The sequence below is a fragment of the Stygiolobus sp. RP850M genome (assembly GCF_037389295.1).
GTDB lineage: Archaea > Thermoproteota > Thermoprotei_A > Sulfolobales > Sulfolobaceae > Stygiolobus.
This window is the reverse complement of record NZ_JBBHKU010000072.1, coordinates 147670-154262: the sequence shown is the minus strand read 5'-3', so window position 1 is coordinate 154262 and position 6593 is coordinate 147670. Positions and strand designations below refer to the sequence as shown.

Annotated in this window: 9 protein-coding genes, 1 tRNA gene and 1 pseudogene; 8 read left to right on the top strand and 3 right to left on the bottom strand. The window is 37.7% G+C overall.

The features are described 5' to 3' along the window. From WIW52_RS10840 to WIW52_RS10830, 3 genes and pseudogenes are all read left to right on the top strand, one after another. Nucleotides 1–101, top strand: a pseudogene (locus WIW52_RS10840) (IS6 family transposase); the annotation flags it as partial. Between the two features lie 64 nt (nt 102–165). Then, complete coding sequence (gene rpiA, locus WIW52_RS10835; RefSeq protein ID WP_337701345.1) at nt 166–840, top strand: ribose 5-phosphate isomerase A; 675 nt, start codon at nt 166–168, stop codon at nt 838–840. A 56-nt stretch (nt 841–896) separates the two neighbouring features. Continuing rightward, nucleotides 897–991, top strand: a tRNA-Leu gene (locus WIW52_RS10830). Between the two features lie 4 nt (nt 992–995). Here the strand turns inward: WIW52_RS10830 and WIW52_RS11335 are convergent. The 3 genes from WIW52_RS11335 to WIW52_RS10820 are packed head-to-tail and all read right to left on the bottom strand — an operon-like array spanning nt 996 to nt 2147. Continuing rightward, on the bottom strand, nt 996–1091 hold the full coding sequence (locus tag WIW52_RS11335) for a DUF1953 domain-containing protein (protein WP_443295720.1): 96 nt from the start codon (nt 1089–1091) through the stop codon (nt 996–998). Between the two features lie 37 nt (nt 1092–1128). Continuing rightward, complete coding sequence (locus WIW52_RS10825) at nt 1129–1305, bottom strand: hypothetical protein (RefSeq protein WP_337710422.1); 177 nt, start codon at nt 1303–1305, stop codon at nt 1129–1131. Continuing rightward, nucleotides 1302–2147, bottom strand: a complete 846-nt coding sequence (locus tag WIW52_RS10820; protein WP_337710420.1) for a hypothetical protein — start codon at nt 2145–2147, stop codon at nt 1302–1304. Before WIW52_RS10820 ends, WIW52_RS10825 begins: the two co-directional genes overlap by 4 nt. 113 nt (nt 2148–2260) lie before the next feature. Here WIW52_RS10820 and speD point away from each other — a divergent pair, with 113 nt between their 5' ends. The 5 genes from speD to hmgA all read left to right on the top strand — a co-directional run bounded on the left by speD (nt 2261) and on the right by hmgA (nt 6592). After that, nucleotides 2261–2650 carry an adenosylmethionine decarboxylase gene (gene speD / locus WIW52_RS10815; RefSeq protein WP_156006082.1) on the top strand — a complete coding sequence of 130 codons (390 nt, stop codon included), beginning with the start codon at nt 2261–2263 and terminating at the stop codon, nt 2648–2650. Nucleotides 2651–2810: 160 nt separating this feature from the next. Beyond that, complete coding sequence (locus WIW52_RS10810) at nt 2811–3857, top strand: hydroxymethylglutaryl-CoA synthase (RefSeq protein WP_337710418.1); 1047 nt, start codon at nt 2811–2813, stop codon at nt 3855–3857. Then, entirely contained in the window at nt 3857–4954 is a 1098-nt protein-coding gene (locus WIW52_RS10805; RefSeq protein WP_337701351.1) for a thiolase family protein, read from the top strand. Before WIW52_RS10810 ends, WIW52_RS10805 begins: the two co-directional genes overlap by 1 nt. Nucleotides 4955–4959: 5 nt before the next feature. Then, on the top strand, nt 4960–5373 hold the full coding sequence (locus tag WIW52_RS10800) for a Zn-ribbon domain-containing OB-fold protein (protein WP_337701353.1): 414 nt from the start codon (nt 4960–4962) through the stop codon (nt 5371–5373). Continuing rightward, nucleotides 5357–6592: a hydroxymethylglutaryl-CoA reductase (NADPH) gene (gene hmgA, locus WIW52_RS10795; RefSeq protein ID WP_337710416.1), complete on the top strand. Its 1236-nt coding sequence runs from the start codon at nt 5357–5359 to the stop codon at nt 6590–6592. Before WIW52_RS10800 ends, hmgA begins: the two co-directional genes overlap by 17 nt. Nucleotide 6593: the final 1 nt, after the last annotated feature.

Genomic DNA, 6593 nt, shown 5'->3' with positions numbered 1-6593 from the left:
GATGGTTCGCAACCTATTTCCTTATCTATAACATCCTTTACTGCCCGGTGTATTTGTTAGATAAGGGGGTGATAATAAATGTAAATATTTCAAATGAGTGAAAATGTTGTCCACACTCTCTTATTCAAGGGTAAAACCTATAACTTAATTGGAGATTATGCTTCTATGGATGCTAAAAGAGCTGTAGCCGAGTTCGTAGCCCCTTTACTAGCCGATTACAAATTGATCGGAATGGGTACTGGTAGAACAGTAAAGAGGCTAATTGAAGTTATGGAAGAGAAAAACATGATAAAGGGTAAAGTTTTTGTATCAAGTTCTATCGACACGGAAATAGACTTATCTAAAAGGGGAGGTGTTGTCTTATCATTGAGTTCGGGCATGAAACCAGAGATTTATGTGGATAGTTTCGATTTCGTAACTAAGGACAAAGTTATGATCAAAGGAGGAGGTGCAGCATTACTTAGAGAGAAATTATTATACTATTTTTCTCAAAGGTCAGTATTCATTGGAGAGTATAGTAAACTTTCAAGCTCAAATCAGTTACCCGTCCCAGTAGAAGTCACTCAAGCTGCCATATCTTACGTTTTGTCGGAGCTTACTTCGCTGGGATACAAAGCAAGGATTAGGGAAACTAACGGAAAAATCGGAGGAGTAATCAGTGATAATGGTAATATAATCATAGATGTTGATGTAAATACAAGCGAATTATGTGCTTTTGAAAAGAAAGTAAAGGAGATACCTGGTGTAGTAGAGAGTGGTGTTTTTTGCGGTAAAAAGGGTGTTAAAGATTATGAGGTGATTTTAGGGAACGAAGAGGGTCGTATCGAGATTTTAAGTTAAGCTATAATTCAATAGGTGAAAAACTTAAAATTAATGAGAAATATGTAGATAGGTAGGCGGGGGTGCCCGAGCTGGTCAAAGGGGGCGGACTCAAGGCCTTAGGGATATCCGCTGGCGTAGGCCTGCGTGGGTTCGAAGCCCACCCCCCGCATACCTTAATTTTGCTTTACTAAGACTCTCGGTAGGTCTTTGACGGTTACTGAATCTCTAAAGTATTCACCGGTTAGAACATCTGTATATTCTCCATCTATTTTACGTTTTGTTCAATCAAGCTTTGTAACGTTTTCACTATAACATATATTCCATACCTTCTCTTACGTTATCTATGGCTCCCCTAAAATATTCCAAATCATCTTTTTCAAGCTCATATTTTCCTAGACTAGAAATGCTAATCTCAAGTTTTTCTATATAAGGAGCGTAGATTGAAAACGTTAACTTATTAACGTCAAGATTTGCCCCTATCATATTGAAATAATTTCGCCGAAATAGTATATCAATTGTTGTCCGTTTAAGAACAATGTTATATTATATGCCGTACCGTAATTTTGTACAGATATTATGTTTGACGGTGGGAGGTTACCGTATATCACTACTTGCTGTCCTTGAGAAATAGTTATACTTGAAGTATTGACTAAACTTCCATTTATATAGAGTTTAGCCGTGTAAGAACCACTTGAGAGTTTTATGTACTGAGTATTAAGAACGAAGGCGATTGAGTAAATTATACTTCCATTGGGATAAGCGGTTAGTGATATCGGAGCTGACTGTACGTAATAAGGATAAGCATGTGAGTTTGTGAAAATGATCGAAGCGTTAGTGTAGAATGTAAGATACTTTGAGGACACAACGGCTCTTATAGGGTAGAAATGTGCAATAGTGTTTAATTGATATATTTGTTGATTTAAAGTTATGTTGTTCTGTGGTTTCAATTGCCAATTGTAATTACCAGACCCCTCGATATAAACATTATAGACTTGTTGTGCAGCTGGAATTGATATATTAACTAATAACTTCTTAGAGCTGAAAGGAGCAACGCTAATACTTGTATCGTTGATATAGTTCTTTGTGTGGGCGAATATACCAGATTGCGTTCCCGCGGAAATTGCCACTATTACATTAGCTGACATTGGTAGAGGACCTTTATTTGAACTAACGACACAGATTGAATAAACTTGGTAACCAGATTGGGTTATTGATTCCTTAACTATATACGCATAAACGTGGAAATTATTAGCTTCTACGTAAAATACTGCACCTAGGCTTATAAATAATATGAGTATGATGCCAAGCAGGTAAATTCGTTTCATTGCGGTTAATACTATAGGGTGATATATTAGTTTATTTCGAAGACTAGATAGACCAGTTTACTTTATTATCCCCCATATAGAAGATAATGAGACGGAGGGCCCTAGGAAAAAAGATGGAACAACAAACCTATTTCCAAACCTCCTCTGAAGATAAAATAATAGGTAAGCACGTTTTTGGCAATCTATACGATCTCGATGAAGAACTTCTTACGGATAAAGACCTGCTAGAAAAGATAGTTCTTGAAGCAGTGAATATAGCTAAAATGAATTTAGTAGAAATTAAAGCGTGGAAATTCGGAGGCAAGAAAGGCGGAGTTTCAGTCATAGCTCTAGTAGAGGAAAGTCATATAGCACTTCATACATGGAATGAATACAAATATGCTACATTGGATGTGTATACTTGTGGTGAACAGAGTGATCCGCAAGCTGCTTTTAATTACATTGTGGCACAATTAAAGCCTAGACGCTACCAGATGTTTTATGCTGACAGATCATCAGCGTGAGCTGAGCCGGTCATAAAGTCCCCGTGTTTTTTACTCATCACCAATAATTTTCAATTAAATCCAAGTCATACCCTATATATTACTTTTTCGACATTTGTCGATTAGGTTATAGTCATTTGTCGAAAATCTTATAATTAAAGCTCTTACATTCCATTTATCAATGAAAAGTGGAATAGTAGGATGGGGTAGTTATATTCCTAGATATAGAATTAGGTCTGAGGAAATAGCTGAGCTATGGGGCATTGAAAAGGAGGTTGTAAAAAGCCTCGGATTGTCAGAAAAGGCCGTTCCTTCAGCAGATGAGGATTCTACTACAATGGCATGGGAAGCCTCTAGAAATGCCTTAGCTAGAGCTAGAATTGATCCCTCAGAGATTAACCTTGTATTGTTCGGCTCTGAATCTAAAGTTTATGCCGTTAAGCCTACTGCTACTATTTTATTAGATTCATTAGGTATCTCTCATAAGACTCTAAGTGCCGATTTAGAATTTGCTTGCAGAGCAGCTTCAGCCGGTTTAAGACTTGCTTCTAGTATGGTTGAAGCGGGTAAGATTAAGTACGGCTTAGTAATTGGTAGTGATACTGCACAATCAAATCCTGGCGACGTTCTAGAACTTAGTTCAGCCTCGGCTGCAGTAGCTTATGTAGTTGGAAGAGACAACGAATCCGCAGCAGTTATCGAAGCTTCTACCTCCTTCTCTACCGATACTCCGGATTTCTGGAGGAGAGATGGTATGCCGTATCCACTTCATGGCGAAGGATTTACTGGTGAACCTGCTTACTTTTATCATATAATGTCTGCGGTGAAGAACCTTCTCGATGAGAATGGGTACAAAATTTCTGACTTTGATTACTTTGTATTTCACCAGCCTAATGGTAAGTTTCCTATACAAGTTGCAAAGAAATTGAATGTTCCGTTAGAAAAAGTAAAGGCCGGATTAGTATCTCCATATATCGGTAATCCCTATAACGCTTCTGCTTTGTTAGGCTTGGCAAAAGTGCTTGATATTGCGAAACCTGGTGAAAGAATATTAACAGCTCCCTTTGGAAGCGGTGCAGGAAGTGATGCCTTCAGCATATTAGTAACGGATAAAATCTCTGAGAGGCAAAAGCTAGCCCCGAGTGTAGAATATTATATGAATAGGAAAAAGGTCATTCCTTATTCGTTATATGCAAAAACGACCAATAAGTTCAAGGTGTATGAATAATGGTCTCAATAGTAGGTAGTGGTCTCATAAAAATTGATAGGTACTATGAATTTTCTGAAACGGATCTAGTCATTGAAGCTTACAAGAATTTAATATTAAAAGTAAAGGAAATGCCTTCATCAATTGATGCTTTAATTTTAGCCAGCACGTATAGTGATACCTTGTCTAAGAATCTTATGTTAGCCTTCAAACTTTCCAACAAGTTAGGCATTAAAACCTCTATATCGTTTAGAGTTGAAAATGGGGATAACGGTGGTTCGGCAGTATTAGCAGCATATTCGTTAATCAAATCTGGTATTGCTAATAGTGTTCTGCTAATAGGTGTGGATAAGTTTTCGGATTTTCCGTCAAAGTACGTTAATGATGTCATCTCTTATAATTTGGGTAATGAATACCAATATCAAGTAGGATTAACTCCTCATGCACATGCTGCCTTACTAATGAAGAGGTATATGAAAAAGTTCAGTAAAGACTATGATTACTTTACAAAATGGCCTTTAAAGATGCACGAAAACGCTGTGGAGAACCCTTATGCGTATCTTAGATTTAAAGTAGATAAAAAGGTAATAATGGATTCGCAGATAGTTGCTGAACCCTTGCGTTTGTTTGATGTAGCTGCAAGGGCTGATGGTGCTTCAGTAGTTCTGATAACATCTGATGAATTGTCAAGGAAATTCACTGATACAACTGTAAAAATAGAAAACATCGTGAGCAGTAATTTACCTTTAGATCTTGCTAGTGTGAGAATAAACTCTGTAAGAGATGTTGCAAAGAAGCTCACGGCTAAAATGAGTAGTAATGATATTTACGAGATCCACGATTCTTATAGTATCTTAGCTACGTTAGAGCTAGAGTCCTTAGGTCTTGCTAAGGACGGTAACGGATTGGACAATCTAGATAATGTAAACGTAAATCTAGGTGGTGGTCTTAAAGCAAGAGGCTATCCGGGCTCGGCTGCTGCGATATATCAGTTAGCTGAGTTATATTTACATTTAATTGGAGAACATCCAAGAGGTAAAATAGATGCAGAAAGAGGATTTTTATTGTCTACAGACGATCTTGGTAATTCTTCTCATCTAGTTGCTCTGATGAGGTGAAATATATGAAAATAAGTCCATCTCAAAGTTGGAGACTAAAAAATACGTTATACTCTCTAACTCTAGGAATATGCAAGAAATGTGGGAACGTGTTCTATCCGTATCAAAGTATATGTGGAAATTGTGGCTCTGTAGACGTAGAAAAGGTTAAGGCTAAGGGGACAGGTACTTTACTCGAATACACAGTCCTTTATCAAACAAGGGAGGGGTTCGAAAAGCAAGTCCCTATAATAGTAGGTCTCATTAGGTTAGATGAGGGTTTAGATATAGTTGCCCCCTTGACAGACGTAGAAGCCAATGAATTAAAAGAGGGTGTTAGAGTTGAGGCTGTGTTAAGAAGGCTGAGGTCTGATTCCACTAATGGCTTAATACAGTACGGGATAAAATTTAGAGTGATAGATAATGCAGGAAACAATTAATAATATTGTTGAGAAAGTAATAAAGGGCGAGATCCAACTTCATGAAATAGATAATTTTTTAGAAGCAAATGCTGCGATGGTAGCTAGAAGACTAGCTATAGAAAGATTAACTAACTCAAACTTACCTTCGATAGGTTCTACAATTTTAGATTATGCTGAAATTAAGAATAGAAATGCAGAGAATGTAATAGGAGCTGTTCAAGTACCTATGGGTGTTATAGGTCCTTTAAGAGTTAATGGTGATTATGCTAGGGGAGAATTCTATGTACCTTTAGCTACAACAGAGGGAGCCTTGATAGCCAGCGTTAACCGTGGTGCAAAGGCCGTAACCTTAAGTGGAGGTACAAGAGTTAAGATAATTTTTGACGGAATGACAAGGGCTCCGGTTTTCAAATTGGATAGTATAATTGATGTTGTAGATTTTATAGATTGGGTAAAGAAACATTATGAAGATTTGAAACATATAGCAGAGTCTACAACTTCTCATGGAAAATTAATTTCCGTAGAGCCTTACGTTTTAGGTAATAATGTGTGGTTGAGGTTTATTTATGATACTGGTGACGCGATGGGTATGAATATGGCTACTATTGCTACAGAGAAAGTGTGTGAATATATCGAGGAGAACTTTGGAAGGGCTAGGTGTTTAGCAGTTAGCGGTAACATGTGTAGTGATAAGAAGCAATCAATAGTAAATAGTCTTCACGGTAGAGGGAAAACCGTAGTAGCTGAGGCTTTAATCCCTAACGATATTATCACAAAGGTTTTGAAATCAGATAAGAACTTAATTCATGAGGTCAATTTGAGAAAGAATTGGGCTGGTGGAGCTAGGGCAGGAACGTTCTTTCAATATAACGCTCACTTTGCAAATATAATTGCGGCCATTTTCTTGGCAACTGGTCAAGATATGGCTCAAGTAGTTGAAAGTAGCAGCGGTTACACGTGGACTGAAGTCAGAGAAAACGGAATTTACATATCTGTAACTCTAACTTCTCTTGAAGTAGGGACCGTAGGAGGAGGTACTAGATTACCTACACAGAGAGAAGCACTTTCTATAATGGGCGTTTACGGTAGTGGTAACCCGCCTGGTAGCAATGCTAAGAAATTCGCTGAAATAATAGCTTCTACAGTGTTGGCTGGTGAGCTTAACTTGTTATCAGCACTAGCCAATAAAGAATTGGGGAAGGCGCATCTTAAGCTAGGTAGGGCTGCGAAAGTTTAAA

Bases quoted from the DNA above. Each gene is read 5' to 3' on its own strand.
- WIW52_RS10810 (WP_337710418.1), top strand. From the start codon at position 2,811: ATGAAAAGTGGAATAGTAGGATGGGGTAGTTATATTCCTAGATATAGA.
- WIW52_RS10825 (WP_337710422.1), bottom strand. From the start codon at position 1,305: ATGATAGGGGCAAATCTTGACGTTAATAAGTTAACGTTTTCAATCTAC.
- WIW52_RS10820 (WP_337710420.1), bottom strand. From the start codon at position 2,147: ATGAAACGAATTTACCTGCTTGGCATCATACTCATATTATTTATAAGC.
- WIW52_RS10800 (WP_337701353.1), top strand. From the start codon at position 4,960: ATGAAAATAAGTCCATCTCAAAGTTGGAGACTAAAAAATACGTTATAC.
- WIW52_RS10805 (WP_337701351.1), top strand. From the start codon at position 3,857: ATGGTCTCAATAGTAGGTAGTGGTCTCATAAAAATTGATAGGTACTAT.
- speD (WP_156006082.1), top strand. From the start codon at position 2,261: ATGGAACAACAAACCTATTTCCAAACCTCCTCTGAAGATAAAATAATA.
- hmgA (WP_337710416.1), top strand. From the start codon at position 5,357: ATGCAGGAAACAATTAATAATATTGTTGAGAAAGTAATAAAGGGCGAG.
- rpiA (WP_337701345.1), top strand. From the start codon at position 166: ATGGATGCTAAAAGAGCTGTAGCCGAGTTCGTAGCCCCTTTACTAGCC.